The sequence below is a fragment of the Cellulomonas timonensis genome (genome assembly GCF_900046455.1).
In the GTDB taxonomy this organism is placed as follows: Bacteria; Actinomycetota; Actinomycetes; order Actinomycetales; family Cellulomonadaceae; genus Cellulomonas_A; species Cellulomonas_A timonensis.
On sequence record NZ_FCOT01000010.1, the window covers coordinates 190,861 to 215,348 of the forward strand.

Genomic DNA, 24,488 nt, shown 5'->3' on the forward strand with positions numbered 1-24,488 from the left:
AGGGTCGCTCGCATGCAGGCACCCGCACCCGTCCTGGGCCGCCGAGCGCTGAACCGCGCGCTGCTGGCCCGGCAGCACCTCCTGGCCCGCCACGAGGCCAGCGTCCTGGACGAGGTCACGCACCTGGTGGGCCTGCAAGCCCAGGCCCCGTGGTCGCCGTACACGGCGCTGTGGTCCCGGCTGGCGCCGTTCAGTCCCACCGAGCTCGGTGACCTGCTGGTGGGCCGGGAAGTGGCGCGCGTGGCCGCGATGCGCTCGACGGTGCACCTGCTCACCGCCGACGACGCGCTGCTGCTCCCGGTGCTCACCGCCGCCGTGGGCGAGCGGGGAGTGCGCGGCAAGGGGCCGTTCTCCGACACGCTGCACGCCCTCGACCTGGCTGAGCTCGCCGCGGCGGGCCGGGAGATCCTCGAGGCAGAGCCCATGACCCCCGCTCGACTGGGCGAGCGCCTGCGCGAGCGCTGGCCGCAGGGCGCTCCCGAGGCCCTGGCACACGGTGTGCGCTATCTGCTCGCCCTCGTCCAGACGCCTCCCCGCGCGGTGTGGGGGCGGTCGGGGGCGACGGTCTGGACGACCACCCGGGCATGGCTCGGCCGTGAGCCCGAGGACCTCGACGACCCCGAGACGCACGACGCGGCGCTGCGCCAGGTCGTGCTGCGGTACCTCGCCGCGTTCGGCCCCGCGAGCACCGCGGACGTGCAGCGCTGGATCGGGCTGACGCGGCTGGCCCCGGTGCTGGAGGGACTGCGCGGGGAGCTGGTGGCGTTCCGCGCCGAGTCGGGGCCGTCGGGTCGCCCCGGGAGGGAGCTCTTCGACCTCCCGGACGCGCCGCGCCCAGCCCCGGAGACACCGGCGCCGGTGCGGTTCCTCCCCGACTTCGACAATGTGCTGCTCAGCCACGCCGACCGCGGCCGCATCGTCTCCGAAGACGACCGCCAGGCTTTCGCGCGGGCGAACGGGCTGACCCCGGGGAGTGTGCTGGTCGACGGGTTCGTCGCCGCCGCCTGGTCGCTGCGGCGCGATCGGGCCACGGCGACGCTCGAGGTGCAGCTCCTGCGGCCGCTGGCCCGCGCCGAGCGCGACGAGATGGCCGCGGAGGCGGAGGCTCTGGCGAGATTCCTCGCCGAGGACGCGGACGCTCACGACGTCGCGATCGTCAATGCCTGAGCCGGGGCCCGGCGGGCGGCTGCTACCCGGCGACGGCCACCGAGTACCCCGCGCGATCGTCCTCGAGGTCGCCGGTCTCGCCGTCGGCGACGGCCCGGCGGCCCAACACCAGGGTGTAGGCCCAGAACGCGGCGAGCACCGCGGCGCCGATGGTGATCTTCACGGCCCACGGCAGGCTCGATCCGGTGACGAACCCCTCGACCAGGCCGGAGACCAGGAGCACCCCCACCAGGCCGATGGCCACGGTGAACAGCGACCGGCCCTCCTCGGCGAGCGCGCGGGCACGCGGGCGGGGTCCCGGGTCGATCCACGTCCAGAACAGGCGCAGCCCCGCGGCGCCGGCCACGAAGATCGCGGTGAGCTCCATCAGCCCATGCGGGGAGATCAGCTGCAGGAACAGCGCCAGCTCGCCGTGCGCGGCCATCATCCCGCCCGTGGCGCCCACGCTCACGGCATTGCCGATCAGCACGTACGCGGGGCCGATGCCGGTGATGCCGAGGCCCACGCACAGGGCGGCGATCCACGCGTTGTTGGTCCACACCATCGTCGCGAATCCGATACCCGGGTCGTAGTACGAGGCGAACGCGTTCTCCACGTACTCCAGCCGCTGGCTCTCGGTGCCCATGGTGGCGAGCGCGGCGGGCTCCGTGGCGACCCAGGCGCCGGCGACGACCGCGAGGGCCAGGAACCCGACGGTCACCGCGACCGTCCACCAGCGGATGCGGTAGAGCGCGGCCGGCAGGGAGACGAGCCCGAAGCGGGCGGCGTCGCGCCAGCTCGGCTCATGGGATCCGGCGATCCGCGCTCGGGCCCGGGCGAGCGACTGGGACAGGCGGCTGACGAGCTCCGGGTCGGGCGCGCTCGACCGCACCCTCGACAGGTCGGTGGCCACCGACTGGTAGAGCCGGACCAACTCGTCGGCGTCGGCGCCGCTCAGCCGGCGGCGTCGGCTCAGCTCGTCGAGGCGCGCCCAGCCCGGGGCGTGCACGGCGGTGAAGGCGTCCAGGTCCACGCCGGATACCCTGCCACAGCACGCGCCGCGCCAACTGCAGGAGGAGCCCGATGGACGAGGGGATCGTCACTGGAGAGGGTGTGCTGCTCGACACCCGGCCGACGTCGTTCTTGTCGCGGGTGCTCGCGGCGCTGATCGACCTGACTGCGTTGGGGATCGTGCTGATCGCCACGGTGCTCGTGCTCGGCGGCGCCGACTTCGCGCCGAGCGAGGCGGCGACTCGCATCCTGTCGATCGCGACGCTGGCGACGGTGCTGGTGGTGCTGCCGACGGCCGTGGACACGATGACCCGGGGACGCTCGCTGGGCAAGCTCGGGGTGGGCATCCGCGTCGTCCGGGACGATGGTGGCCCGATCCGGCTGCGCCAGGCGTTCGTGCGGGCCCTGACCGGTGTGTTCGAGCTGTGGCTGACGTTCGGCAGTGTCGCGCTGATCTGCTCGATCGTGCAGCCACAGGGCAAGCGCGTGGGAGACCTCCTCGCGGGGACGTACGCGGTGCGGGTGCGGGGCAAAACCGCGCCGCGGACCCCGGTGATGATGCCCCCGCATTTGGCGGGGTGGGCCGCGGGGGCGGATGTGCGGCGGCTGCCCGACGGGCTGGCGTTGTCGGTGCGGCAGTTCCTCACCCGAACGGCCACGTTGCACCCCCAGTCCCGGGCGAGCCTGGGCACGGACCTCGCCGTCGAGGTGCAGAGGTTCGTGGCGCCCGCGCCGCCGCCGGGCACGCATCCGGAGCTGTTCCTCGCGGCGGTGCTGGCGGAGCGCAGGCGCCGCGAGCACACGAGCGCGGAGGCCGGGCGGCAGCGGGCCGCCCAGGAGAGCCTCTTGATGCAGCGACTCCCCCACGGCGTCCCCGACCCGGTCGACTGAGCCGCTCCCGACGCGGTTCCCGGCTTCCGGGCTAGTACCGGTAGTGGTCGGGCTTGTACGGCCCGGCGACGTCGACCCCCAAGTACTCGGCCTGCTCCTTCGTGAGCTCGGTGAGGCGCACCCCGAGGGCGTCGAGGTGCAGCCGCGCGACCTTCTCGTCGAGCGGCTTCGGTAGGCGGTGCACCCCGAGCGGGAACGCGTCGGGGCGCGTGAACAGCTCGACCTGCGCGATGACCTGGTTCGCGAAGGACGTGCTCATCACGAAGCTCGGGTGGCCTGTCGCGTTGCCGAGGTTGAGCAGGCGCCCCTCGGAGAGGACCAGCACCGAGTGCCCGTCGGGGAACGCCCACTCGTGCACCTGGGGCTTGACCTCCGTGCGTTGGATCCCCGGCCACGCCGCCAGTCCCGCCATGTCGATCTCGTCGTCAAAGTGGCCGATGTTGCCGACGACGGCCTTGTCCTTCATCGCCGCCATGTGGGCAGGAGTGATGACGTCGCGGTCGCCGGTGGTCGTGAGGAAGAAGTCGGCCTCGCCCACCACGTCCTCGACCCGCACCACCTGGATGCCGTCCATGACGGCTTGGAGCGCGCAGATGGGGTCGATCTCGGAGACGACGACCCGGGCCCCTTGGCCGCGCAGCCCTTCCGCGGCGCCCTTGCCGACGTCGCCGTAGCCCGCGACCAGCGCGACCTTGCCGCCGATCAGCATGTCGGTGGCCCGGTTGAGGCCGTCCGGCAGCGAGTGGCGGATGCCGTAGCGGTTGTCGAACTTCGACTTGGTGACGGAGTCGTTCACGTCGATCGCGGGGAACAGCAGCAGCCCGGCGTCGGCGAGCTGGTCGAGGCGGCGCACGCCGGTGGTGGTCTCCTCGGTGACGCCCCGGATGCCCGCCGCGATCCGGGTCCAGCGCCTGGGGTCGGCGGCCAGCGACCTGCCCAGCACCTCGCGGAGCACGTCGGCCTCCACCGAGTGGCCCGGCTCCCCCGGCGCCGGTCCGGGCGGCGCCGCGCCCGCGGCCTCGGCCTCGACGCCCCGATGGACCAGGAGGGTGGCGTCTCCGCCGTCGTCGAGGATCAGGTTCGGACCGCTGGTGGGCCACTGGAAGATCTGCTCGGCGCACCACCAGTAGTCCTCGAGCGTCTCGCCCTTCCACGCGAACACCGGCACGCCGGCCGGGCGCTCTGGCGTGCCGTGCGGCCCGACGGCGACGGCCGCGGCGGCCTCGTCCTGCGTCGAGAAGATGTTGCACGACGCCCAGCGGACCTGGGCGCCCAGCGCGGTGAGCGTCTCGATGAGCACTGCCGTCTGCACCGTCATGTGGAGGGATCCGACGATGCGGGCTCCGGCGAGCGGCTGACGGGCGCCGAGCTCGGCGCGCAACGCCATGAGGCCGGGCATCTCGTGCTCGGCGAGCCGGATCTGGCGGCGGCCCGGCGCGGCCAGTGACAGGTCGCGGATCTTGTACTGGTCGACGGCCTCGTCGAAGTCGGACATCGGCGCCCCTCTGGGTCGGCAGACCACTCGCCTCCGTGCACCGCCATGCTCGCCGAGGCGGGCCTGCGGCGCGAGCGCTCCTGTCGATCGCGTGGGGCGCGGGCGTGACGTGCGTCACCCGGCATGGGCCGACTCCGGGACGCGCGGCCGCCAAGCCGCCTCCGTCAAGGTCACGAAAATGTAACGATCCAAGATTAGGTAAAGTCGCAGGTCAGAGGCCGCTTCTCGCATGACTCGCGCTCGGAATATCGGACATCAGGCCCCGAGCCAGTTCGCTTTCACCCCGCCAGTCGAGGCATGGTGCTGAGGACAGATTGACGACGGTCCCGTTCGGATGCCGCCCCCTCAACCCGCCGAGGCCCCGTTTTCCGGGCCTCGACAGAGGGGCGATGGCCTTCCTCGAGCACTCGCCGCACACCCGTGCGCGCCGTCGTCGACCGAGGCCCACCCGGCCCACCGCCAGCGCGCCAGCGCCTCGCTGGCGGCGCCCCCTGCGGGGCGTGGCCCGGGTGAGCGTGAACGGATGATGGGATGACCATGACGGCAGTACGCGCCGAGAACGTCTACAAGGTGTTCGGCCGACGCCCCGGCGAAGCCGTGCGCCGGCTGCGCGAGGGCGCCACCCGTGACGAGGTCGCCATGCACGGCACCGCCGCCGTGATCGACGCGAGCTTCGAGGTCGCCAGCGGGGAGACGTTCGTGGTGATGGGCCTGTCGGGATCCGGGAAGTCCACGCTGATCCGCATGCTCAACGGGCTCGGGCGCCCCACCTCCGGGCGTGTCCTGCTCGGCGACCACGACCTGTCGACAGTGCGGTCCAAGGAGCTGCGGGAGATACGCCAGCGCCGCGTCAGCATGGTGTTCCAGCACTTCGCGCTCCTGCCGCACCGCTCCGTCCTCGACAACACGGCCTACCCGCTGGAGATCCGGGGCGTGGACAAGGCCGAGCGGCGCCGGCGCGCCGGGGAGGCCCTCGAGCTCGTCGGGCTCGAGCGCTGGGCCGACCACCTGCCGTCCCAGCTCTCCGGCGGCATGCGCCAGCGCGTCGGCCTCGCCCGCGCCCTGGCCGCCGACACCGACGTGCTGCTCATGGACGAGGCGTTCTCCGCGCTCGACCCGCTGATCCGCCGCGAGATGCAGGACCAGCTCCTCGAGCTCCAGCAGACCCTCGGCAAGACCATCGTGTTCATCACCCACGACCTCAACGAGGCGATGTACCTGGGCGACCGGATCGCCGTCATGCGCGACGGCCGCATCGTGCAGGTCGGCACCAGCGAGGAGATCCTCTCCGACCCGGCGAACGACTACGTCGCCCAGTTCGTCGCCGACGTCGACCGCACCCGCGTCCTCACCGCAGCGTCCGTGATGCAGCCCGCACGGGCCGTCGTGCCACTCAGCGGCGGCCCGCGCCTCGCCCTGCGCACCATGCGCGAGCAGCAGGTGTCCGCCGCCTACGTGCTCGACCGCTCCCGCGCGCTGCGCGGCATGGTCCACGACGCTGACGTCGTCATCGCGCTCCGGAACGGCGCCGACACCCTCGTCGACCTAGTCCGCACCGACGTGGCGCCCGTCTCGCCCGAGACCCCGCTCGGCGAGCTGTTCGCGCCCGCCGCCGAGTCCGCACTCCCCATCCCCGTCACCGACGCGGCCGGGCGGCTCGTCGGCGTCGTCCCCCGGGTGACGCTGCTCGAGGCCATGGTGCCTCCCGAGCAGACGCCGGCCCAGGGCACGCCCGCGGTCGCTGACACCCCCACATCTTCCGACGAGGCCACGGCGGTGCCCGCATGACCACCACATCCACCACCACCACCGGCCTGCCGCGCCTGCCCCTCGGGGACTGGGTGGCCGACGGCGTCGACTGGGTCACCAGCACGTTCCGCGGGCTCTTCGACCAGATCCGCGCCGTGCTCGAGTGGTGCTACGGCTCACTCGACACGCTGCTCGGCGGGCCTCCGTTCTGGCTGGTCGCGCTCCTCCTCGCCGCGATCGCGCTGCTCGTCAAGGGCTGGCGGCTCGCGGTCGGCTCGCTCGTCGGCTTCGCGCTCATCGCCGCCGTCGACCAGTGGTCGAACGCGATGAACACCCTCGCCCTGGTGATCCTCGCGAGCGTCGTCGCCCTGGTGCTCGCGATCCCGCTCGGCATCTGGTGCGCCCGCAACGACCGGGTCTCCCAGTTCGTGCGGCCCGTGCTCGACCTCATGCAGACCATGCCCGCATTCGTCTACCTGATCCCCACAGTGGTGATCTTCCGGGTGGGCGTGGTGCCGGGCATCGTCGCCACCGTCATCTTCGCGATGGCGCCGGGGGTCCGCTTCACCGAGCTCGGCATCCGGCAGGTGGACCGCGAGGTCGTCGAGGCCGGCCACGCGTTCGGCTCCGGCGAGCGGCGCATCCTGCGCCAGATCCAGCTCCCGCTCGCGATGCCCACCATCATGGCCGGCGTCAACCAGGTGATCATGCTGTCCCTGTCGATGGTCGTCATCTCCGGCATGGTCGGCGCCGCGGGGCTGGGCCGCGACGTCGTCACGGCGCTGCAGCGCGTCAACATGTCCCTCGGCTTCGAGGCCGGCGTCTCCGTCGTGATCCTCGCCGTCTTCCTCGACCGGGTCACCGCCGCCCTCGCCGACCGGTCCCCCGTCGCGCGCGCCCTGCGCACCACCGACGCCTGAGACTCGCCCGACAGCCCACCCCGGCGCGCGGCTCCTCGCCGCGCGCCACCAGGAAGGAAACATGACCCACCGCACGTCACGCCACCTCACCACCATCGCCGCAGTCGCCACGCTGGCCCTCGGCCTCACGGCCTGCTCGACGTCCACTGACGCCGCAGCCGACGAGCGCCTCGAGAACGGCGACCTGTCCACCGTCTCGATCGGCATCCACTCGGGCTGGGACGAGGGCATCGCCGTCTCCCACCTGTTCGCCGCGATCCTCGAGGACGAGGGCTACACCGTCACCAGCGAGGAGGCCGACCCCGGGATCGTCTACACGGGCATGTCCGGCGGCGACTTCGACGTCAACTTCGACATGTGGCTGCCGGAGACGCATGCGGACTACCTCGATGAGTACGGCGACGACCTAGAAGACCTGGGCGCCTGGTACGACAACGCCAAGCTCACGGTCGTCGTCAACGAGGACTCGCCCATCACGTCGCTCAGCGAGCTCGCTGACGCGTCCGGCGAGTTCGACAACCGGATCGTCGGCATCGAGGCCGGCGCCGGGCTGACCCGCATCGTCCAGAACGCGGTCATCCCGGCCTATGGGCTCGAGGGCATGGACCTGCTCATCTCCTCCACGCCCGCGATGCTCGCCGAGCTCAAGGGCTCCACCGACTCGGGCGAGCCCATCGCGGCGACCCTGTGGCGCCCGCACTGGGCCTACGACGCCTACCCGATCCGCGACCTCGAGGACCCCGAGGGCGCGCTGGGCGAGGCCGAGGAGATCCACTCCATGGGCCGCACCGACTTCACCGCCGACTACCCGACGCTCTCGTCGTGGATCCAGGCCTTCCGCCTGACCGACGAGCAGCTGTTCTCGCTTGAGAACCTCATCTACGAGGGCGACGGCGCCGACCCGCAGATCGCGGTGCGCGAGTGGCTCGACGCGAACCCGACCTTCGTCGACGACCTCAAGGCCGCCGCCCAGGCGTGACGCCCCGACACGACACGACGGGCCCGGGACCGCAGCACAGCGGTCTCGGGCCCGTCGGCCGTCATGCGCCAGCGGGTCAGCCCGCGACCTCGGACTCCGCCGCCCTGCGACGCAGGTCGGGCTCCAGGTAGATGGCCGTCGCGATGGGCACCGCTGCCCGCACGCGCTGCTCGGCGGCGTCGATGGCCGCTGCGATCTCGGCTGCCGTCGCCGTGGGCGCGATCTCGATCTTCGCGGCGACCAGCAGCTCCTCCGGCCCCAGGTGCAGCGTGCGCAGGTGGATGAGCGAGCGGACGCCCTCGCCGACCAGCGCGGCCTCGATCGCGTCGACATCCTGCTCCGTGGCCGACTCGCCCAGCAGCAGCGACTTGGTCTCCAGCGCGAGCACCACGGCGATGATCACGAGCAGTACGCCGATGCACGCCGTGCCGGCCGCGTCCCAGCGCCCGTCGTCGGTGACGAGCGTCATCGACACACCGCCGAGGGCCAGCACCAGGCCCACCAGGGCGCCGAAGTCCTCCAGCAGCACCACGGGCAGCTCGGGGGCCTTGGCGCGGCGGATGAACTGCGTCCACGTCTGCGAGCCGCGCAACGGGTTCGCCTCATGGATGGCGGTGCGGAACGAGAAGCTCTCCATCACGATGGCCGCGAGCAGCACCGCGATGGGCACCCACTGCCACGAGTCGATCGGGTGCGGGTCCTCCCACTTGTGCCACGCCTCGTACAGGGCGAACACGCCGCCGAGCGTGAACAGCACGATCGAGACGATGAACGCGTACACGTACCGCTCGCGCCCGTAGCCGAACGGGTGGCGCGCATCCGCCGCGCGGCGCGCCCGCCGGCCCCCCACCAGCAGCAGCGCCTGGTTGCCGGAGTCGGCGAGCGAGTGCACCGACTCCGCGAGCATCGAGCTCGACGCGGTGAGCAGGTACGCGATGAACTTCGTCACCGCGATGCCGAGGTTGGCGACGAGCGCCGCGACAATCGCCTTCGTGCCGCCACCGTGGGCCATGTGTTCCTCCTGGTCGCACCAGGCGCAGCGGCCGTCCGGCACGCTCACGCTGGCCGCCGTGAAGACGGCCAGCGGAATACTAGGTCACAGCGGACAACCGCACCGACACGGGGTGGCGCCCCGCGCGGTCAGCGGATGGCGCGGTCAGCGCAGCGAGCGCGCCTCGTCGGCGAGCAGCACCGGGATGCCGTCCCGCACCGGGTACGCCAGCGGGTTCTCGGCGTCCGTGGAGTGCAGCTCGGGCTGCCCGTCGGGGCCCACGGCGTCGACGAGCGTCGCCCCGGTCACCGGGCAGCGCAGGATCTCGCGCAGCCACGGCTCAATCCCCGCAGCGGTGTTCTCTTCCGACATGTCAGTCCTCCTCGGCCTGGCGCACGAGCGCGAGCACGTCGTCGCGCACCTTGATCATGATGTCCTCGTCGGCGGCCTCGACGTTGAGCCGCAGCAGCGGCTCGGTGTTCGAGGCGCGGAGGTTGAACCACCACTGGGGGGTGGCGTCCCAGTGCGAGATCGTCAGGCCGTCGAGCTCGTCGACGGTGACGGGGCCCGCGCCCTGCTCGGTGACGTACGCCTGCACGACGCGGGCGCGCGCGGCGGGGACGTCGGCGACCCGGGAGTTGATCTCCCCGCTCGCCGAGTAGGGCTGGTAGATCTCCGCCAGGGCGGAGAGCGGGTGCTCCTGGCCGCCGAGCGCCGCGAGGACGTGCAGCGCGGCGAGCATGCCGGTGTCCGCGAAGAAGAAGTCGCGGAAGTAGTAGTGGGCGCTGTGCTCGCCGCCGAACACGGCCTCATGCTTGGCCATCTCGGCCTTGATGAACGAGTGGCCGACGCGGGTCCGCACCACCGTCGCGCCGGTGGCGCCGACCAGGTCGGGCACCACCTGGGACGTGATGAGGTTGTGGATCACCGTGGGCGTGGGCCGCCCGGCGGCCTGCTCGCGGGCCACCTCGCGCAGCCCCACGAGCGCCGTGATCGCGGACGGGCTGACCGGGTCGCCGTTCTCGTCGATCACGAAGCAGCGGTCCGCGTCGCCGTCGAAGGCGAGCCCGATGTCCGCGCCGTGCTCGACCACAGCGGCCTGCAGGTCGCGCAGGTTCTCCGGCTCGAGCGGGTTGGCCTCGTGGTTGGGGAACGTGCCGTCGAGCTCGAAGTACAGCGGGACGATCTCGAGCGGCAGCTCGGGCAGCCCGGCGCCTGTGCCGAGCACGGCCGGCGCCGTGAAACCGCCCATCCCGTTGCCCGCGTCGACGACGACCTTGAGCGGGCGGATGCCGGACAGGTCGACCAGCGAGCGCAGGAACGCGGCGTACTCGGGCAGCAGGTCCTGCTGGTCGATCGTGCCGGGCTCCACGCCGTCGACGGGCTCCACGCCGAGCGCGAGGTACCGCGACGCGAGCTCGCGCACCTGGGCGAGCCCCGAGTCCTGGCCGACCGGGCGGGCCCCTGCGCGGCACAACTTGATCCCGTTGTACTGCGCGGGGTTGTGGCTCGCGGTGAACATCGCGCCGGGGATGTCGAGCGAGCCGGAGGCGAAGTAGAGGCCGTCGGTGGACGCCAGGCCGATCAGCGTCACGTCGACGCCGCGCCCGGCCAGGCCGTCGGCGAACGCCGCGACCAGCTCGGGGCCCGAGGGACGCATGTCGTTGCCGATCACCGCGCGCGGGCGCTGGCCCGCCGGCGTCTCCGGCACGACCACGACGTCGGCGAACGCCGCGCCGATCGCCCGGGCGACCTCGGGGTTGAGCTCGGCGGGCACGACACCGCGGACGTCATAGGCCTTGATCAGGCCGGACAGGTCCGGAAAGGTGTGCGCAGCGGACGTATCGGGCGTCTGACCAGTGGTGAATGACACAGCGTCACCCTACCGGCAGACGCGCCCGGCACCGGCATCCAGGATGCTCGCCAGGGCACATGAGCAGGGGGACCACATGACGGTGATCGTCACCGGAGGGGCCGGCTACATCGGCGCGCACATCATTCGGCTGCTGGCCGCTCGCGGCGACGACGTGGTGGTGGTCGACGACCTGAGCAACGGGCGCGCGGACCGTGTCGGCGACGCACGGCTCGAGGTGGCCGACCTCGCGGCGGACAGCACCGTGGACAGGCTCGCGGCGCTGTTCCGCGAGGTGGGCGCCCGCGCGGTCATCCACCTCGCGGCGCGCAAACGCGTCGACGAGTCCCTCACGCGCCCGACCTGGTACTACCGGCAGAACGTCGGCGGGCTGGCCCACGTGCTGGAGGCTATGGAGCGGGCCGACGTGCCATCGCTGGTCTTCTCGTCCTCGGCCGCCGTCTACGGCGCCCCGTCCTCCGCGCTCGTCACGGAGGCCTCCCCCACGGCGCCGATGAACCCTTACGGCGAGACGAAGCTCGCGGGCGAGTGGCTGGTGCGGGACGCCGCGCGGGCCTGGGGCATGCGCTGCCTGTCACTGCGCTACTTCAACGTGGCGGGCGCCGGCTGGGACGATCTGCACGACCCGGCCGCGCTGAACCTCGTGCCGCTTGTGCTCGGCCGCATCCGCGCCGGGCTGCCGCCGCTGGTCTTCGGATCCGACCACCCGACCCCGGACGGCACCTGCATCCGGGACTACGTGCACGTGCTGGACCTCGCGCAGGCGCACATCGCCGCGCTGGACCACGTGGCCCTGGCCGGCGCAGTCGTCGACGACGACGCGGGCCCGGGCGCCGACCACGTGCTGAACATCGGAACTGGTGTGGGCTCGTCGGTCCTCGAGGTGCTGGACGCCTTCGCGGTGGCGACCGGCGCGCCCGTCGTCCCCGAGCTGCTCGGCCGCCGCGCCGGCGATCCCCCGCAGGTCGTCGCGGCGGTGGACCGCGCCGTCGACGTCCTGGGCTGGCGTGCTGAGCGAGACCTCGCCGAGATCGTGCGCTCCACAGTGCGGGCCGAGGTCGCCGCGCGCTGAGCCCCGGGGCGTCCGACCGCGCGCAGCAGTCGCGGAGTCAGCCCTTGCGGTCGCGCTTGCCGCTGCGGGCGATGACGTCCTCACGGGTCAGCTCGGAGCCGTCGTCATCGGCGCGGAACCACGCCTTGCCCTCGCAGTCGTGGCAGGAGACGAACAGGACCGGGAGTCCGTCGCCGAGCGTCATCCGCAGCCGGGTGAGCGCCTGGCCGCCGCACTCGCCGCAGCTCTCCACCCGGAAACCCGCTCGCGAGCCGGACTGGCTGAGCGAGCCCAAGGGCTGCGAGGGCTCCGCCGCGCGGCTACGCGGCGCGCGGGCGCGCTTCTCCGGTCCCGGGGTCGACACCGACGATCAGCCCTCATCCGAGCGCAGGATGCGCAGGTGGCCGCGCCGGGGCGCGTTCGCCTCCGCGAGCGCCGCGATCGGCGCCAGGCCAGCGGACGGCTCGGACACGGCGGGGACGGTTCCCGTCCGTGGGCGGCCCGCCTCACGCACCGCGTCCGCGAGCGCCAGCAGGTCGTCCTTGCTCGGCCCCGCCTCGACGAACTCGGGGGTGAGCCGGACGACCTCCCAGCCGCGCGGCGCCGTGAGCCGGCCCGCGTGCTCGACGCACAGGTCGTAGGAGTGCGGCTCGGCGTTGTGGGCCAAGGGGCCGAGCACCGCCGTGGAGTCCGCGTACACGTAGGTCAGGGTGGCGACGGCAGCACGGCCGCACGCCGTGCGCGAACACTGCCGGACGGATCTCACAGGGCAGACCGTACCGCTCGGGAGAGCCCGACCGCGCCCACGCCGCGCCGCCCGTCGCGGGCTACAGTGCCCAGGTGAGCTCCCCCGTCCAGCACCAGCCCGCAGGCGACCCCCGCCCGGTGCGGCGCCGCGACCGGCGCGGGCGCGGCCTGCGCGGCCCGCTGCTGCCGGCGGGCGTCCCCGCGGCCCGCACGCGCGCCGAGCGGTTCGACGACCTGGTGCTGACGGCGGTGGAGCGGCTTGAGCGACGGTGGTCCCGCCAGCTCGAGGGCACCGAGTTCGCGGTCGAGGACGTGCCGCCCTCGAACCCGGCGCCATGGGAGCGGGGCGGGGTCCCGCTGGGCCGTTGCTTCCCGGCCGACGCGGGCCTCCCGGCGCGCGTGGTCGTGTACCGCCGGCCCGTGGAGACCCGCGCGCTGGATGACGACGACCTGGAGGACTTGGTCCGCGAGGTCGTCGTCGAGCAGGTCGCCCATCTGCTCGGGCGTTCCCCCGAGGACGTGGACCCGCAGTACCGGGACGGGCACTAATCTGATCCGACCATGAGCACCGCCGGCCCCGCCCACGTCCGTGTCGTCTGCGTCGTCTTCAACCCCGGAGCCGAGCTGGAGGACTTCGCCGTCTCGCTCCAGGGCGCGAGCCGCCTCCCCGTCGAGCTGGTCCTGGTGGACAACGGGACCGATGACACGGTCACCCGCTCCGTCGCGGAGGCGCATGGCGCCCGGGTGCTCAAGCCGGGCGCGAACCTCGGCTACGGCTCGGGGGCGAACGCGGGAGCCCAGGGCGCCGACGCCCCGTGGCTCGTGGTGGCGAACTCCGACCTGGTGTGGGGCCCCGGCTCGCTCGACGCGCTGATCGAGGCCGCGGAGCGGCACCCACGCGCGGGGTCCCTCGGCCCGGCGCTGCTCAACCCGGACGGCACCGTCTACCCCTCGGCGCGCGAGCTCCCGTCGCTGACCCAGGGAGCCGGGCACGCGCTCTTCGCGCGGGTGTGGCCGGCGAACCCGTGGACCCGCGCCTATCAGCAGCGCCAGCAGCTCGCCGGCGCCGAGCGGGCCGCCGGATGGCTGTCCGGGGCCTGCCTGCTGCTGCGGCGCGAGGCGTTCGAGCAGGTCGGCGGGGTCGACAGCTCGTACTTCATGTTCTTCGAGGACCTGGACCTGGGCGAGCGGCTCGGCCACGCCGGCTGGGAGAACCTCTACGTGCCCACGGCGCGCGTGACGCACGTCGGCGGCACCTCCTGGCGCGAGCGGCCCGCCCGCATGATCTCGGCCCACCACGCGAGCGCCGCGCTGTACCTGCGCCGCCGGTACCACCGGTGGTACCAGTGGCCCGTGCGCGCTGTCGGGCAGATCGGGCTCAAGGCGCGCGAGCACCTCGAGCTGCGCGCGGCCCGCTGAGCCTCGGCCCACACCGCTGAGCGTCAGCCCAGCCCCAGCGCGCTGCCCCGCCGGACGCTGACCTGCTTCGGGCCCGGAGCCTCGGGCGCGGGCCCCAGCACCGCGACCCGCACGCCGTCCGGCTGCACCACCTCCGCCACCACGGCGAACGCCCACACGGGGTCGCCGTCGGAGGCGACCACCTCGACGCCCGCGACCTCGCCGTGCTCCGCCAACGGGATGCGCGCCGTGCGGCCCTCCGCGACCTGCACCGCCTGTTCGCCGAGCACCTCGCCGCGTGGGCCGTAGTAGCGCAGCACAACCTCGCCGGAGCCGGCCTGTGCCGGGTCGCCCTGCTGCGGCGCGCGGGCGATCAGCACCGTCGAGCCGGCGCCGACTGGCGTCGCGACGAGCCCACCGGCCACCGGGGCCGTCGCGGCGGCCCAGGCGCGTTCGAGCGTCGGTGTGGGGTCGAGCTCGCTGGGGGCGCCGGACCTCGTCAGCATCGCGGCGGCGACGAGGGGCACGTCGGCGTCGACCACCACGGTGTAGGCCCCTGCCGCCAGCCCGCCGAGCGGGACGTCGGTCACCGCTCCCCCGGTCAGCGGGACCTCGTCCGCGCCGGGGAGCGGCACGGGCCCGTCTTCGCCGAGCAGTGTCAGCCGCGCCGTCGCGCCGTCTCCGCCAGGGGCGAGGAGGCGCAGCACGGGCTGGTCCGCGTCGTCGACGCTGGACTCCTCGACCAGGACACCGGCGACGACCTGGCGTGTGGCGGGCGCCGCGCCCGGGACCACCAGGTCGGTGCCCGCGGCGGTGAACCCGCGCCGCCGGGAGTCCTGCAGGTACGCCGAGACGGCGCCGCCCGTGGTGCTGAGGCGTGCCACCAGGCGGCGTTGCTCGGCGGCCACGCCGGAGAGCACGACGACCCGCCGCGCGCCGGGGGCCACGAGGTAGCGGGCGGAGCCGGCGAGGTCGATCTGGCCCGCCGGCCCCCACAGCTCGACCGCGACGTCCGCCGGGGTGGCGCCGGGGTTCTCGATGACCAGGAACGCGGAGCTGCTGATCTCGGTGCTGCCGCCCACGAGCCAGAGGTCCGAGCCCGGTGCCTGGCAGCCCGCCGCCGCGAGGCCACGCAGGTCACCGGCGGTGACGAGCGCCGAGGTGGCGCCGGCCAGCCATGCGGGGCTCCCGTCCTGCGCGTCGCCCTGCAGCAGCACCGGCGCCGTGGCGTCGGCGACGAGGGCGGTGCGCGCCGCCTGACCGGCGAGGTCCGCCGCTGCGCTGCCCTCGCCGAGGAGGGTCAGCGAGGCGGGCGCGGCGTCGCCCGCGGCGCCCGGGACGCTGAGCCCGCGCACCCGGAACACTGGCGCGACGGGCGTCGTGTCGAAGCCGCCGACTCCCGTGGCCTCGGGCTGCTGCAACGGTCCCGGGCACACCAGGGTGGTGCGTGCGGGCGCCACCTCGACGAGCGTCGCGGGGACCGGCTCCGTTGTGGGCGCGGCGACTATGCCCGCGGCGCCCACCACGGCGCCGACCGTGCCCACCACGACGAGGCCCGATGCGGCACGTGCGAGGCGTGCGGCCCAGCGGGGGGCGGTCATCGGCGTCCTGCCTTTCGTCGACGGAACGGCAGCGCGAGCAGGACCGTCACCAGCACCACGGAGCCCTGGACGGCGAGCCACAGCTCCCGATGCTGCCCCTGGTGGCCCACCACGAGACGGCCGCCGTCGGGCCCGAGGTCGAACGCCTGCCGCCAGTCGGCCTGGTCCACCGCCAGCGGTCGCCCGTCGAGCGTGGCCGTCCACCCGGGATCGGCGCGTTCGGCCAGCACGACGCGTCGCGAGGCCGACCCCGGCGGGACCTGCGTGTCGACGGTGCGACGGTCCGAGTCGAGCGCGGTGTCGGCATCCGGGTCGTCGCCCTCGGCCAGGCGAGCCCAGCTGCTGACGGTGCCCTGCACAGTGCCGCCGGGCGCCGCCGACGCCTGGACCCGCCAGATCGTGCCGGCGGTGTTCTCGGTGATCCGCTCCAAGCCGGCGGTGGAGTCCAGCCGGGCGACCAGATCGGCCCGCGCGTCGGGGCCGGGCTGTGGCGCGTCGGCGTCGGACCCGGTCGGCGACGGCGGGACGAGGACGTCGCCCACCCCGAACTCGGCGAGCTCGAGCGCCACGTCACCGCTGGTGGCAGCGGCGATCCGCGCCACCAGGCGATCGAGCAGGGCCTCGGGCTCCTCGATCGGGGCGGCCTGCGCCCCACGCAGCGCGCCCTGCACCGTGCGGGTCCAGACCGTGGCCGATTGGTCCACCAGGAGAACCCCGTCGCCGCGCACGAGCTGCCAGGTGACGACGCCGTCGGCTGCGACCTCGACCATCAGCACCCGCGACCCGCGCGGCGCCGACTGGGCCTGCTGCCCCACGGCCGGGACCACGAGGCGGTCCAGCGCGACGACCTGCGCGAGCCCGTCCGTCCGCGCCTGCCACGCCCAGCCGCCCAGGCTCGCCGCGACCACCGCGCCGGCGAGGACCCCGCCCAGGACGACGCTCGGCTGCCGCCATCCGAACGTGGCCCGCCCGATGCGCGCGCGCAGCCCTTGCGTGCCGAGCACGGCGGCGGCGAGGAGCCCCGCGCTGGCGAACGAGACGCCCGCGCCGGCCCAGCCGCGCACGAGCTGCCCGTCGGCCACCGCGACGTCGACCATCCCGCTGGCCACTGCCGTCGCGAGCCCGGCGGCCGCGGCGGCCCACGCGAGGCGCACCGCACGCGCCACCGGGGCGCCTCGCAGCAGCCCGAGAAGCGCCAGGACCAGCACCACGGCCCCGAGCGCCCACGGCCAGTACTCGGCGACGGCGGCGGGAACGAGGGCGGGGACGAGGGCGGAGGCGTCCGACGGGACGCCGAGCAGCAGGGCGAGCGGCGTCGCCGAGGTCGACGGGTACGGCAGGCCCGGGTCGGCGACGAGCAGCCGCAAGCCCTCGACGCCGCGCGACGCGGCCTCGGCGAGCACCGGTCCGAGCACGACGAGTGCGGGCAGGGGCACGAGCAGCACCCGGGCCCGGCCACGTAGGGCGCACAACGCGACCGCGACGACCAGGAGCACACCGGGCACGAGCAGCACGGGGGCGCCCGCGGCCATCACGGCGAACGCCAGCGCGGCGGCCGCCGTCGCGGCGGTGGACGCCGCGCGTGGGCGGATGTCCACCCGCTCCGGCGCGGGCTCCTCCTCCGACGCGTCATCGGGCGCCGCGTCCTCCGCCGTCCGGCGCTGCGCCGTCGCCACGCCCGAGAGCACGGTGTCGACCTGATGCGAGCCCGTCGCCCGGGCGAGGCCGAGTGCCACCCACGGCAGTGCGAGGTGCGCGAGCACGGCGCCGAGCCGGCCCTCGCCGAGGCCGAGCAGCAGCGCCGGGGCGGCCGCCCACACCAGCGCGGCCCACAGCCGGATGCCGACCGAGCGCGTCGCGGCGCCGGCCGCGAACCACGCGCCGAGCCCGCCGAGCAGCACCGACCCGAGCAGCAGCGCACTGACCGCCGCCGAGAGCGAGCCTGCTGCGGCCGCGGCGGCGGGTAGCAGCACCGTGAGCAGGGCATCGGCCGGGCCCGCGTTCCCCAGCCCGCCCGCGATCCAGCCGGAGGTGGCGGCCTGCCACAGCTCGGCGAGGGTCGCGGCCGCGGGTGCCAGGGCTCCTCCCACGAGCGCCGACCCGCTGAACGCCGCGCCGGCCACCGGGCCGACGGCCAGCGCGGACACCCCGACCAGCAGCACGGCGAGCACCCCGAGGGTCGTGCGGCGACGCGCGGCCAGCGCGGCGAGCTCACGCAACTCGAGCTCACTGGGCGCGTGCACGATGCGGCGCTCCTCCGCGCGGGCCAGGCGGCGGTCGCGCCACTCCCGGCCCACCTCGCGCCAGCTCGCCTGCAACGGGCGCAGCGTGCGGCGCGAGACGCGGCGGGTGCGGGACGCCTTGCGACGGGCCCGCAGCACGGCGCCGGGCCGCGCCAGGACTGCCAGGGGCGCGGTCAGCTCGGTGACCGCGAGCAGGGGCTCCTTCGTCGCGAGCCGCACGAGCGTGCGCACCGCGCCGGCGGCGACGGCCATGAGCGCGACGAGCGGCATGAGCAGCAACGGCGCCGTGACGAGGCGTTGGTGCAGGAGCGCGCGCCGACGTCCCGCGAAGGACCGGCGCGGATCGCCGGTGTCGGGCAGCCCGTCGCCATCGGCGTCGACCTCGGCGCCGGCGCCCGGCAGGCCCCGCAGCCCGTGGTACGACGCCTGGGCGTGCCGCACGACGGCGGAGGGCACCACGACGACGCGGTGGCCCGCGAGCCGGGCGCGGCGCGAGAGGTCGAAGCCGTCGCCGAACGGCCCGAGCGCCGGGTCGGGCCCGTCGAGCTCGTCCCACACGTCGCACCGCACCAGCGCGCCGGCGATCCCGACGCCCAACACGTCGTCGCGGCCGTCATGCTGGCCCTGGTCGACCTCGGCGTCCTCGACGCCCGTCATCCGGCGGCCCGAGCGCGACGTGCGCAGCCCGACCTCGAGCAGGCGTGCCGGGTCTGTCCAGGTGCGCTGCTTGACTCCCGCGACGCCGACCGACGGGGCGTGCTCGACGGCCCGCAGCAGCTCCGCGAGCGCCTCCGGCTCCGGCGCGCTGTCGTCATGGAGCAGCCACAGCCACGAGCCGGCGGTGTCGGCCGCCGGCGCGAGCATGCTGGGGGGAGCCAGGGTGGCGAGGGCGCCGCGCACGGCCGCGCCGAAGGTGCGCGCCCCGGGCACGGGCGCCGCGACGATCTCGGGCGCCATGTCGCCCGGCAGGCCGGCGAAGGCGCCGCGGGCCAGCCGGAGGACGTCCTCGTCGGCGGTGGGCGCGACGTCGACGACCACGACCTTGCCGGGCACGTGGGTCTGGGCGCCAAGGGCCTGCAGCGTCGGCGCCAGATACCGGGTGGGGCCGTGGGTGACCACGACGGCGGTGACGGCCAGAGCGGACCTGGCCGAGGTGGGGGCCTCGGCCAGCCGGAGCCCGGTGGGCAGCGTGGAGTCAGTCATCTCGCGACATCATGGCCCTTGTCGGGCCAGTCGGGAAAAGTTGATCAGACGACGCGGCGCTTGAGCTTGCGCCGCTCCCGCTCGGACAGGCCGCCCCAGATGCCGAACCGCTCGTCGTTCTCGAGCGCGTACTCCAGGCACTCAGAGCGGACGTCGCAGCCGGTGCAGACCTTCTTGGCCTCCCTGGTCGATCCGCCCTTCTCCGGGAAGAACGCCTCAGGGTCGGTCTGCGCGCACAGGGCGCGCTCCTGCCAGCCCATGAGCCCGTCGTCGGCGGGCGTGCCGAAGAGATTGAGGACGTTCGAGGGCTCCTGGGTGGCCACTGTCGAGCGACCCGCGTCGGAGGGGAAGGAGCCGTCGGCGTCGAGCAGATTCCACATGGGGTTCCTCCGTGCTCGATGGTGCTCGTGTGGATCGTGCGGCCGGTCGGGCGACGATGCCCGGCGGCGTTCGGCACAAGGCCGCATCCCCGCTCCAGCCGCGCCCTGACCCTGCGCAGAACCTGGACGTTGCGTGAAACGGTTCTAAGAAATTACACGCGTGTCGTTCGAAATCGTCAAGCGGAACTGTGCTAGTCCGGGCGGTTTGTCGGGTGAAAAGAAGATCCCCCCGCGTGTCGCGCGTCCGTGTCGTGCCGATTGTCGTGCAGGGGCGCCGCCGTGACCTGGTCGGGCGTGCCGAACCGCGCGACCGCCAGCGCCCCCGCCAGGACCAGCGCGAACGCCGCCACAGTGCCAGCGCCAGCGCCCGGCGAGGGCCTGTCCCCGGCCAGCGCCATGCCCAATCCGGAGGCCAGGCACGTCTCCACACCCACCATCACCGCCGTCACAGCGACCACCGGCGCCCGCTGCAGGGCGAGGGCCCCGAGGACGAGCCCCGAGGCGCCCGCGACCACCATCGCCCATGCCACCGGATCGGCGACGAGAGCCATCGGGGAGAAGCTGTGGAGGGTTCGTGCCCCCACCGCCAGAAGCGCGTACCCGACCCCCGCGAGCACCGCCAGCACCACGCCAGCCCGCGCCGGCGGCCGCATGCGCACCGCGAGCACGGCCCCGCCCAGCACCACCGCGACACCCCCGATCAGCACCACGCGCGTGGCGCCCACGTCCACCCGCGCCGTCTGGGGGGCCACCGAGGCCGCCAGCACCACGAGCCCGGCGCCCAGCGCCACGACAGCCCCGATCTCGCGTCTCCGCAGGCGGGCGCCCAGCATGACGACGGCCAGCACCGCCGCCACCGCCAGGCTCGACGCCCGCCCCGCCTGCACCAGGAAGAGCGGCAACGAGCGCAGCGCCCAGAACGAGACGGCGAACCCGGCCGCCACCAGGGCCAGGGCCCCGAGGTACGTGCGGCTGCGCGCGAGCCGCAGCACCAGGCCGGCCTCGAGCCTCTCCTGCACCGGCAGGCGGCGGACGGCCAACGCCTGGAGAACCGTCGCGGTCCCCGAGCACAGCGCGGCGGCGGCGACGCCGAGAAGAGCAGGCAGCACATCTCCCCCTTCGGAGGGCTTCGTGGTCGAGGTCACACCCGGCATGGGCACGTTGTCTCTATGCTCCTGTGCGACCGCCGCACCTCAGCGCGGCACACAGGGGGCGTAGTGCACAGAACGGACCAGAGCACCGTAGCCGTGCCGACGGCTGCCGTGGCGGCGCCACGACAGCCCTACCCATGGGCCCTGGTGCTCGCCGTGTTCCTCGCCGTCTCCGCGGCGCTCACCGCAGTGGTGGCCTGGTCGGAGCGGCATCGTCCCCCTGGCGACGGGAGCATCCTGCAGGGGCCGTCCTGGCTCGATGGCTGGTTCCAGTACGACGCCGGCTGGTACCACCACATCGCCACCGCCGGGTACCAGTACGTCCCCGGCCAGCAGTCGTCGATCGCGTTCTTCCCGGTCTACCCGATGGGGGTCCGCGCGCTCGCGAACGTGACAGGCGACGTGCAGGTCGCCGGGTCGCTGCTCGCCGTCCTGGCGGGCGGGGCGGCCGTCCTGCTGTTCGGCCGATGGGCGTGGGCCCGGCTCCCCCGCCCCGCGGCGCTCACCGCGATCGCCGTGCTCATGCTGTACCCGTACGCGTTCTTCCTCTACGGCGCGATGTACGCCGACTCGCTCTTCCTGCTCTGCGCCGTGGGAGCGTTCCTGCTCCTCGAGCGCCGCTGGTACTGGGCGGCAGGGCTCGTCGGCGCGCTCGCCACCGCCGGACGGCCCGTGGGTGTCGCCGTGGCGGTGGGGCTCGTGGTCCGGACAGTGGAGCTGCTCGCCCAGGACCGGGCGAAGGCCTCGGGCGACGTCGACGCCGGGCCGCGCGGCTGGCGCGAGCTCGTCCGCGCCGTGCGGGACGTGCGCTGGCGCCATGCGGGGGTGCTGCTCTCCGGCGCCGGGCTCGCCGCGTGGTGCGCCTACCTGTGGATCGAGTTCGGCAATCCGCTGGCCTTCGTCGAGGTCGAGTCCGCGCCCGGCTGGAACCAGGGCGTCGGCCCCAAGACGTGGTTCAAGGTCGTCTACGCGGGCACCCTCGTCAAGGGCCCGTACGACGTCGCCGCACTGCTGACGCTGCAGGCCGTCGCCTGCCTGCTGGCAGTGCTCCTGCTGCGCCGCGTCTGGCGGCGATTCGGCTGGGGCTACCTCGCCTACACCTTCGTGGTGCTGCTCATCCCGATCCTCGGCACCAAGGACTTCATGGGCACCGGGCGGTACGTCCTCGTCGCGTTCCCCGCCATCGCCGCGGCAGGCGACTTCCTCACCAGCTCGCCACGCCGTTGGCTGCGCCCCGCGGTGCTGCTCGTCAGCGCGGTGCTGCTCGTGCTGCTCACCTCCCTGTTCGGACGATCGGTGGCTGTGTCATGACCTCTGCGCTTCCCGCCCCGGAGACCTTCAAGAAGCTCTCGATCTTCTTCCCGATGTGGAACGAGGAGCTGTACATCCACCGCGCCGTCGGCGCCGCCGTCGAGATCTGCGAGCAGCTCGTGGACTCGGGGCAGATCGCGGACTACGAGATCATCGTCGTCGACGACGCGTCCACCGACGCCACCCCGCAACTCGCCGACGCGCTGGTCGAGGCCGACCCCCACGTGCGCGTCGTGCACCACCCCCACAACCGCAAGCTCGGCGGCTCGATCAAGAGCGGCTTCGCGGCCGCGACCGGCGACGTGGTGCTCTACACCGACGCCGACCTGCCGTTCGAGATGCTCGAGCTGGTCCGGGCGCTGCGCGTGCTGCGCACCTACGAGGCGGACATCGTCAGCGCGTACCGGCTCGACCGGACCGGGGAGGGCCCACGCCGGGCCGTGTACTCGTTCTTCTACAACGGCCTCATCCAGGCGATGTTCGGCACGCGCCTGCGCGACATCAACTTCGCGTTCAAGCTGTGCCGCCGCACCGTGCTCGACCACGTCGACCTCGTGAGCGAGGGGTCGTTCATCGACGCCGAGTTGGTCATCCGCGCGCAGCGCTCCGGCTTCCAGATCCTGCAGATCGGCGTCGACTACTTCCCCCGCACCCGCGGGGTGTCCACGCTGTCCTCCTGGTCCGTGATCCGCACCATGCTCGGGGAGATGTTCCGGCTGCGCTCCGACCTCAAGCGGGTCGAGCCGTACCGCGCCCCCGCCCCATCGACCCCTGCCGGGGCCATGTGAGCCGCCTGCTCATCGTCACCGCCGACGACCTCGGGCTCACCGTCGGGGTGAACCGGGCTGTGCGGCGCGCCCACCTCGACGGCGTCGTCACCGCCACCTCGCTGCTCGCCGTCGGCCGGGCATTCGACGACGCCGCCACGATGCTGCGCGCCACCCCCACGCTCGAGCTGGGCGCCCACCTCGCCCTCGTCGGCGAGGCCCCGCCGCTGCTGGCGCCGCGGGAGATCCCCACGCTCGTGGACCGGCATGGCGCCTTCCCGCTGAGCTACCGCGCCGTCGTCGCCCGCGGGCTCACGGGACGCCTCGACCCCGACGACGTGCGCCGTGAGCTCGGCGCGCAGCTCGAGCGCGTCGTCGGCGTCGGCGTGCCCGTGACGCACCTCGACACCCACCAGCACACGCACCTGTGGCCCGCCGTCGGGGACGTCGTGGCGGACCTCGCCCGCGCCCATGGCATCGGGGCGGTGCGACTGCCCCGGAGCCGCGCGCGAGGACCGATCGGGCTCGGCGTCCAGACGCTGAGCCGGCACACCGCGCGACGACTAGGGCGACGGGGCCTGCACCTGCCCGCGGACTACGCAGGCCTCGACGAGGCCGGCGCGCTCGACGCCTCGCGCCTCGCCGGCGCGCTCGCCGCGTTGCGAGACGGCGCCGCGCACAGCGCCGAGATCAACGCCCATCCCTCCGAGCCCGACGACCCCGACCTGGGGCGCTTCGACTGGGGCTACCGCTGGGGCGACGAGCTCGCCGCGCTGATCGACCCGTCGACCCGCGACGCGATGGAGGCCGCGGGCTTCCACCTCGGCGGATTCGCCGACCTGGTCGGCGCGACCCCCCACAACGGACAAGGACGACGATGAGCCTGACCGCACGCCGACCCGACAGTGCCGGACGCGCCGCCCTCGGCCTCTACCGCCGATCCCCCGCCGCCGTCCGCGCCCACGTGACCGTGCGCTGGTGGAGCGCGCCCTTCGCCTCGATCGTCGCCACGCTCCCCCGCACAGGCCGGATCCTGGAGATCGGCTGCGGGCACGGGCTGTTCAGCGCCTACGCCGCACTCGACGCCCCCGGCCGCGACGTCGTCGGCGTCGACATCGACACCGCCAAGATCGCCCAGGGCCACGCCGCCGCCCATGACGTCGACAGCCTCGACCTACGCGTCGCCGAGTCCGGGGCCGTGCCGCCCGGCCCCTGGGACGCCGTCGTCTTCGTCGACGTGCTGTACCTGCTCCCCGCCTCCGAGCAGCAGCGCCTGCTCACCGAGGCAGTGGGCCAGCTCGCCCCCCACGGGATGGTGCTCGTCAAGGAGATGGGCGTCGAGCCCCGCTGGAAGGTGCGCTGGAACACCTGGCAGGAGACGATCTCCGTCAAGGTGCTGCGCATCACCGAGGGGTCGTCCTTCGACTTCGTGGCGCCGGAGACGATGGCGGGATGGCTGGCCGGGCTCGGGCTCAAGGTCTCGCAGCGGCGGCTGGACCACGGGCGGGTGCATCCGCACCATCTGGTGGTGGCTCGGCGGGGCGCCTAAGCGCGAACCTGGGAGAATTCCCTCTTCCGCGT

At 74.0% G+C, this 24,488-nt stretch carries 23 protein-coding genes; 12 read left to right on the forward strand and 11 right to left on the reverse strand.

Annotated features, from left to right (window positions below; genetic code table 11):
* The first annotated feature begins 12 nt into the window (after positions 1 to 12).
* Positions 13 to 1,167 (forward strand): winged helix DNA-binding domain-containing protein, encoded by a 1,155-nt coding sequence (locus BN3788_RS04540; protein WP_066582627.1) that lies wholly within the window; start codon positions 13 to 15, stop codon positions 1,165 to 1,167.
* Positions 1,168 to 1,189: 22 nt separating this feature from the next.
* Here BN3788_RS04540 and BN3788_RS04545 read toward each other — a convergent pair whose 3' ends face one another.
* Entirely contained in the window at positions 1,190 to 2,179 is a 990-nt protein-coding gene (locus BN3788_RS04545; RefSeq protein WP_066582628.1) for a stage II sporulation protein M, read from the reverse strand.
* A gap of 50 nt (positions 2,180 to 2,229) precedes the next feature.
* On the opposite strand from BN3788_RS04545, the gene BN3788_RS04550 reads away from it, so the two are divergent.
* Positions 2,230 to 3,048, forward strand: a complete 819-nt coding sequence (locus BN3788_RS04550; RefSeq protein WP_066582629.1) for an RDD family protein — start codon at positions 2,230 to 2,232, stop codon at positions 3,046 to 3,048.
* 31 nt (positions 3,049 to 3,079) lie between these two features.
* Here the strand turns inward: BN3788_RS04550 and ahcY are convergent, their stop codons facing one another.
* On the reverse strand, positions 3,080 to 4,543 hold the full coding sequence (gene ahcY / locus BN3788_RS04555) for an adenosylhomocysteinase (protein WP_066582630.1): 1,464 nt from the start codon (positions 4,541 to 4,543) through the stop codon (positions 3,080 to 3,082).
* Between the two features lie 531 nt (positions 4,544 to 5,074).
* Here ahcY and BN3788_RS04560 point away from each other — a divergent pair.
* From BN3788_RS04560 to BN3788_RS04570, 3 genes are all read left to right on the forward strand, one after another.
* The gene (locus BN3788_RS04560; RefSeq protein ID WP_082812570.1) at positions 5,075 to 6,331 is read left to right on the forward strand and encodes a quaternary amine ABC transporter ATP-binding protein; all 1,257 of its coding nucleotides are present in this window, start codon (positions 5,075 to 5,077) and stop codon (positions 6,329 to 6,331) included.
* On the forward strand, positions 6,328 to 7,212 hold the full coding sequence (locus tag BN3788_RS04565) for an ABC transporter permease (RefSeq protein WP_066582631.1): 885 nt from the start codon (positions 6,328 to 6,330) through the stop codon (positions 7,210 to 7,212). Before BN3788_RS04560 ends, BN3788_RS04565 begins: the two co-directional genes overlap by 4 nt.
* 61 nt (positions 7,213 to 7,273) lie before the next feature.
* The gene (locus BN3788_RS04570; protein WP_066582632.1) at positions 7,274 to 8,191 is read left to right on the forward strand and encodes a glycine betaine ABC transporter substrate-binding protein; all 918 of its coding nucleotides are present in this window, start codon (positions 7,274 to 7,276) and stop codon (positions 8,189 to 8,191) included.
* A 76-nt stretch (positions 8,192 to 8,267) separates the two neighbouring features.
* Here BN3788_RS04570 and BN3788_RS04575 read toward each other — a convergent pair whose 3' ends face one another.
* From BN3788_RS04575 to BN3788_RS04585, 3 genes are all read right to left on the reverse strand, one after another.
* Positions 8,268 to 9,203 carry a cation diffusion facilitator family transporter gene (locus tag BN3788_RS04575; RefSeq protein WP_066582633.1) on the reverse strand — a complete coding sequence of 312 codons (936 nt, stop codon included), beginning with the start codon at positions 9,201 to 9,203 and terminating at the stop codon, positions 8,268 to 8,270.
* 144 nt (positions 9,204 to 9,347) lie between these two features.
* Entirely contained in the window at positions 9,348 to 9,554 is a 207-nt protein-coding gene (locus BN3788_RS04580; protein WP_066582634.1) for a Trm112 family protein, read from the reverse strand.
* 1 nt (position 9,555) lies between these two features.
* Positions 9,556 to 11,055, reverse strand: coding sequence for a phosphomannomutase/phosphoglucomutase (locus BN3788_RS04585; protein WP_066582635.1), 1,500 nt, complete (start codon positions 11,053 to 11,055; stop codon positions 9,556 to 9,558).
* Between the two features lie 76 nt (positions 11,056 to 11,131).
* Here BN3788_RS04585 and galE point away from each other — a divergent pair, with 76 nt between their 5' ends.
* Entirely contained in the window at positions 11,132 to 12,127 is a 996-nt protein-coding gene (gene galE / locus BN3788_RS04590) for a UDP-glucose 4-epimerase GalE (RefSeq protein WP_066582636.1), read from the forward strand.
* A gap of 37 nt (positions 12,128 to 12,164) precedes the next feature.
* Here galE and BN3788_RS04595 read toward each other — a convergent pair whose 3' ends face one another.
* Both BN3788_RS04595 and BN3788_RS04600 read right to left on the reverse strand, forming a co-directional pair.
* Positions 12,165 to 12,470, reverse strand: coding sequence for a hypothetical protein (locus tag BN3788_RS04595; protein WP_066582637.1), 306 nt, complete (start codon positions 12,468 to 12,470; stop codon positions 12,165 to 12,167).
* Between the two features lie 6 nt (positions 12,471 to 12,476).
* Positions 12,477 to 12,872 (reverse strand): DUF3499 domain-containing protein, encoded by a 396-nt coding sequence (locus BN3788_RS04600; RefSeq protein ID WP_066582638.1) that lies wholly within the window; start codon positions 12,870 to 12,872, stop codon positions 12,477 to 12,479.
* Between the two features lie 74 nt (positions 12,873 to 12,946).
* On the opposite strand from BN3788_RS04600, the gene BN3788_RS04605 reads away from it, so the two are divergent.
* Positions 12,947 to 13,402, forward strand: coding sequence for a metallopeptidase family protein (locus BN3788_RS04605; RefSeq protein ID WP_315969736.1), 456 nt, complete (start codon positions 12,947 to 12,949; stop codon positions 13,400 to 13,402).
* Between the two features lie 12 nt (positions 13,403 to 13,414).
* Positions 13,415 to 14,272: a glycosyltransferase family 2 protein gene (locus tag BN3788_RS04610; RefSeq protein ID WP_066582639.1), complete on the forward strand. Its 858-nt coding sequence runs from the start codon at positions 13,415 to 13,417 to the stop codon at positions 14,270 to 14,272.
* A 23-nt stretch (positions 14,273 to 14,295) separates the two neighbouring features.
* Here the strand turns inward: BN3788_RS04610 and BN3788_RS04615 are convergent, their stop codons facing one another.
* The 4 genes from BN3788_RS04615 to BN3788_RS04630 all read right to left on the reverse strand — a co-directional run bounded on the left by BN3788_RS04615 (position 14,296) and on the right by BN3788_RS04630 (position 20,787).
* Entirely contained in the window at positions 14,296 to 15,852 is a 1,557-nt protein-coding gene (locus tag BN3788_RS04615; protein WP_066582640.1) for a DUF5719 family protein, read from the reverse strand.
* Positions 15,849 to 19,298: a glycosyltransferase gene (locus BN3788_RS04620; protein ID WP_066582641.1), complete on the reverse strand. Its 3,450-nt coding sequence runs from the start codon at positions 19,296 to 19,298 to the stop codon at positions 15,849 to 15,851. The genes BN3788_RS04615 and BN3788_RS04620 overlap by 4 nt, the downstream gene beginning before the upstream one ends.
* A gap of 44 nt (positions 19,299 to 19,342) precedes the next feature.
* On the reverse strand, positions 19,343 to 19,678 hold the full coding sequence (locus BN3788_RS20035; RefSeq protein WP_289563714.1) for a WhiB family transcriptional regulator: 336 nt from the start codon (positions 19,676 to 19,678) through the stop codon (positions 19,343 to 19,345).
* A gap of 191 nt (positions 19,679 to 19,869) precedes the next feature.
* Positions 19,870 to 20,787, reverse strand: coding sequence for a hypothetical protein (locus BN3788_RS04630; RefSeq protein WP_066582642.1), 918 nt, complete (start codon positions 20,785 to 20,787; stop codon positions 19,870 to 19,872).
* 138 nt (positions 20,788 to 20,925) lie between these two features.
* On the opposite strand from BN3788_RS04630, the gene BN3788_RS04635 reads away from it, so the two are divergent.
* The 4 genes from BN3788_RS04635 to BN3788_RS04650 are packed head-to-tail and all read left to right on the forward strand — an operon-like array spanning position 20,926 to position 24,456.
* Positions 20,926 to 22,140 (forward strand): hypothetical protein, encoded by a 1,215-nt coding sequence (locus tag BN3788_RS04635; RefSeq protein WP_147525052.1) that lies wholly within the window; start codon positions 20,926 to 20,928, stop codon positions 22,138 to 22,140.
* Positions 22,137 to 22,928 (forward strand): glycosyltransferase family 2 protein, encoded by a 792-nt coding sequence (locus BN3788_RS04640; protein ID WP_066582644.1) that lies wholly within the window; start codon positions 22,137 to 22,139, stop codon positions 22,926 to 22,928. Before BN3788_RS04635 ends, BN3788_RS04640 begins: the two co-directional genes overlap by 4 nt.
* Positions 22,925 to 23,788, forward strand: a complete 864-nt coding sequence (locus BN3788_RS04645) for a ChbG/HpnK family deacetylase (RefSeq protein ID WP_066582645.1) — start codon at positions 22,925 to 22,927, stop codon at positions 23,786 to 23,788. Before BN3788_RS04640 ends, BN3788_RS04645 begins: the two co-directional genes overlap by 4 nt.
* On the forward strand, positions 23,785 to 24,456 hold the full coding sequence (locus BN3788_RS04650) for a class I SAM-dependent methyltransferase (protein ID WP_066582646.1): 672 nt from the start codon (positions 23,785 to 23,787) through the stop codon (positions 24,454 to 24,456). The genes BN3788_RS04645 and BN3788_RS04650 overlap by 4 nt, the downstream gene beginning before the upstream one ends.
* Positions 24,457 to 24,488: the final 32 nt, after the last annotated feature.